The 3555-nt window shown below is 48.0% G+C and carries 5 protein-coding genes and 1 pseudogene; 3 read left to right on the top strand and 3 right to left on the bottom strand.

Going from position 1 to position 3555, the window contains the following annotated elements; translation table 11 throughout:
* Positions 1 to 979 (bottom strand): hypothetical protein (locus PF479_RS14800; RefSeq protein WP_298007972.1); only part of this gene is annotated, 979 nt, incomplete at its 3' end.
* Positions 980 to 1167: 188 nt separating this feature from the next.
* Here PF479_RS14800 and PF479_RS14795 point away from each other — a divergent pair.
* Positions 1168 to 2022 (top strand): nitroreductase family protein, encoded by an 855-nt coding sequence (locus PF479_RS14795; protein ID WP_298007970.1) that lies wholly within the window; start codon positions 1168 to 1170, stop codon positions 2020 to 2022.
* Between the two features lie 4 nt (positions 2023 to 2026).
* Here the strand turns inward: PF479_RS14795 and PF479_RS14790 are convergent, their stop codons facing one another.
* On the bottom strand, positions 2027 to 2458 hold the full coding sequence (locus tag PF479_RS14790; RefSeq protein WP_298007968.1) for an NUDIX domain-containing protein: 432 nt from the start codon (positions 2456 to 2458) through the stop codon (positions 2027 to 2029).
* Positions 2459 to 2611: 153 nt separating this feature from the next.
* On the opposite strand from PF479_RS14790, the gene PF479_RS14785 reads away from it, so the two are divergent.
* Positions 2612 to 2854 carry a type II toxin-antitoxin system prevent-host-death family antitoxin gene (locus PF479_RS14785; RefSeq protein WP_298007966.1) on the top strand — a complete coding sequence of 81 codons (243 nt, stop codon included), beginning with the start codon at positions 2612 to 2614 and terminating at the stop codon, positions 2852 to 2854.
* On the top strand, positions 2851 to 3267 hold the full coding sequence (locus PF479_RS14780; RefSeq protein ID WP_298007964.1) for a type II toxin-antitoxin system VapC family toxin: 417 nt from the start codon (positions 2851 to 2853) through the stop codon (positions 3265 to 3267). Before PF479_RS14785 ends, PF479_RS14780 begins: the two co-directional genes overlap by 4 nt.
* Positions 3268 to 3272: 5 nt before the next feature.
* Here the strand turns inward: PF479_RS14780 and PF479_RS14775 are convergent.
* Positions 3273 to 3555: pseudogene (locus PF479_RS14775) on the bottom strand (NADPH dehydrogenase); the annotation flags it as partial.

Raw genomic sequence — 3555 nt, 5'->3', positions numbered from 1 at the left:
AATCTTCTACTGAGGCTGTCGTTCCATTCAATGTTCCAAGAAAATCAACATCTCCAGTCCCTGTGCTATTAACATTCACTGAGGCAGTGAGAGTTACATTATCATTGTATGTTACTGATCCAGTACCGCCTGTGGTCGTATCTGCTCCAACATTCGTTATTCCAACCGATGTAAAATCCAGGGCTCCTGAGGTACTTGAAACGCTCTGATTCAAAGTCAAAATACCGTCAGAATTCAGTGTCACATCTCCTGAATCACTCACAACTGGACCATTAAGAGTCACATTTCCTGTGTGATTGATACTTATTCCGCCAAGGCCTCCGCTGGAATCAAGCCCCAAAGATGTGAAGGTCACTCCGGCGCTGGTAAAACCTCCCGGGACTGTAACAGCTCCACCAAGAGACACATTTCCTGCACTAGTTAAATCAACTGAAGTGGCATTTATTGTACTGTTAGTTGTAATTCCTCCAGAAGTTACAATTGTAAAATCACCTAAGGGTACAGTTCCAATAGCACCAGTGATATTCACAATCCCAGCACCAGAAGTTAAAGTGAAATCTGATCCACCTGAAATAGATGTTGCATCAAAATTTTGACCTGTTGTATTAATACTGGAGATTCCAGCTAGAATTACATCCCCGGCATCTAAATCCTGTACAGAAGTTGTTAAAGAGCCATCGATTGAAGTTGTTGTCATTGTGAGACCTAACGGATTCGATAGGACTAAACTTACATTGGCACCAGCGGAAATTGTTAGGATACCGATAGTGGGTACTACATTGCTTGAAATAATATTTGCATCAATTGGAAACTCAACATCTGCACCAGCCGGAGGTACAGCATCACCTACCCAGTTTAAACCTGAATCCCAACGATTATCCCCCACACTTCCATCCCAGGCAATTCCAAAAACCCAAACCGGACTAATGAGAAAAACAATGAGTAAAAGATATTTCATAGGTTTAGAACAACGCTTCAAAAAAACCTCCGCATCAATCGGAAACACTTAACTTATTATACATCTAATTCCCATTTTTTCGACAAGAGGGAAAAAGAACTGATTGTATATAAAAAGACAGAAGTCCCCACATCATTTAATCGTCATATAACAGGAATCAATTGAGCCCTCTTCTTGATAACAATGGCTCCTAAGATTATATTCACACAATGAAATTTACAATCGAACCACAAACCTGTACCAACTGCGGCATCTGCATCACAGAATGCCCCGCGAAAACCATCCGTAAAGAGAAAGAATCGGCCCGGATTATCCATAAAGGTTGCATCGAATGCAGCCACTGCGGCATGGTCTGCCCCGTCAACGCCGTCCGGGCAGATGGAAAAGAACTGCCAGTCTATCCAGAAGATCTTTCGGCTCTGACAAAGGAAGATCTCCTGGATCACATGATCTTAAGCAAACGCTCTGTCCGCCGTTACAAGAACGATCCTGTAACCACGGATGATCTGAAGGCCATCATACGATCGGGTGAAACCACCGCCACCGCCACAAACAGCCAGTACTGTGATTCCATTGTCTTTAAGGGGGCGGAAGTCTCTGTTTTTGCCTCCACCCTGGCCAGAATTCTTCTTAAGGTGGTCCGCATCGGCCTGAACCCTGTGGGCCGGTTCCTGCTGAAGGCAGTTGGACTGGGGCGGTATGCCAAAAAGGAAGTGATCACCGGGTTTTACCAGCTGCTGAATCAGACATTGGAAGGGAAGGCTGATCCTCTTTTTCATGGTGCCCCCACGGTGGTCATCCTGACCTACCCGGCTAAAAAGGGGAAACGATTCGGCCGGACCGATTGCGCCGTAGCCGGTGAAAACATGATGCTCACGGCTCATTCCAGGGGCATCGGTTCCTGCATGATCGGTTTTGCCGAGGCCGCCCTGTTCAGCAAAAAGAACAGGGCTAAGATCGGAGTACCAGAAGATAGAAAGATCGGACTGGTATTCACACTGGGATACTCGGACAGACAATATTACCGCTACCCCGTCAGGAAATCCTGGGCCCTTCAGGCCTGATACATTAAAGCCGCCGGTTCAGCCAGTCCATCAGCCCCGGCATGATGCCGGGGAAACGGGTGTTGTCCAGGGGGAACTCCCGGACCAGACTGATCTCCTGGATCTCAAACTCGGGAGGGAGGGGATCAAAAGCCGAGATTTCAGCCTCATAGATACTCCCCCAGCTGATCCTGTCTCCATGATCCACGCTGTATTCAGCAATGAGAGAGAGGGAATAATCTGTAGCTCCGGTTTCTTCATAGAGTTCCCGGTGGCTCGCCTCATCCATGGTTTCACCCTCTTCCCTGTGCCCCCCGGGGAAGCACCAGTCCTGTCGGCCCTTCAGGCGGACGATGACCCAGCGACCTTCGCTGCGGGCGGCAATAACCATGTATTCCAAGAGAGAGTCATCAGCAGTACCGGCGGGAACGATGGAGTGGAGATCCAGTTTTATCATAGTGGAATCTTATCATAAATCCCCCGGCATTTTCAAAGGAAATATCCGCACCGCCCTGCTCCCCCTGAACCCGGGAATACTTGATTGACATTTCAAGAATACAGAATTAGACTTTAAAAACTAGTCAGACTAGTCATATTCAGGAGAAACAGTGTGAAAACATGGCAGCTACAGGATGCAAAAAGCAAATTCAGTCAGGTCATCAACCTGGCTGTGAACGATTCTCCCCAATGTGTCACTAAAAGCGGGAAAGTAGTGGCGTATATAGTGTCTGCCGAAACCTACGAGAAAGAGCACGGCATCTCTTTAAAAGAGATCCTTCTATCCCGACCTCATAAAGATATTGAACTTGAAATCATGAGAGACAGGGAAGAGCCCAGAGAGCTGGAGCTATGAAATTTCTGGTGGATACGAATGTTCTTTCTGAACTGACCAGAAAAGATCCTGACAAGTCTGTGCTGTCCTGGTTTAATCAGATTGATGAGAAGGCTCTCTTTATTTCTGTTATTTCTTTGGGAGAAATCAATCTGGGTATTGAAAAACTTCCAGAAGGGAGAAAGCGGAACGACCTGATAGCCTGGTTCAACCATATACAGGAGGGCTTCCGCTATCAGACCTATCCTATCAATGCCGAAACGGCATTAAAATGGGGAGAACTGACGGCCCTGAGATCTCGATTGGGGAAGCCTTTACCTATTCTGGACGGACTCATAGCGTCTACAACTTATCTGGAGGGAGCCATTCTGGTCACCCGCAATACAAAAGACTTTGAAGGCCTGGCCATCCAGACCCTGAATCCCTGGCTCTAAGCGCCCTATTTAGACCTTTCATATTGGGCGGGCCAGTAAGAAAGATCGACCCCGGCCTCCTGTGCACTCAACAGAGGAAAATAGGGATTGCGGAGCAGTTCCCGGCCCAGAAACACAAGGTCCGCATCTCCCGATCTGACAACCTCTTCCGCCTGGGAAGAAGAGGTGATGAGACCGCCCCCCACCACAGGCAGTCCGGTCAGATTCTTGATGATTCTGGCCGCCGGAATCTGGTAGGCCGGACCAGCGGGGATCTTAACATTCGGAACTACGCCCCCGGAGCTCACC

The organism is Oceanispirochaeta sp. (assembly GCF_027859075.1).
In the GTDB taxonomy this organism is placed as follows: domain Bacteria; phylum Spirochaetota; class Spirochaetia; order DSM-2461; family DSM-2461; genus Oceanispirochaeta.
The sequence above is the reverse complement of the archived record's forward strand: the minus strand, read 5'-3'. Positions and strand labels throughout refer to the sequence as shown.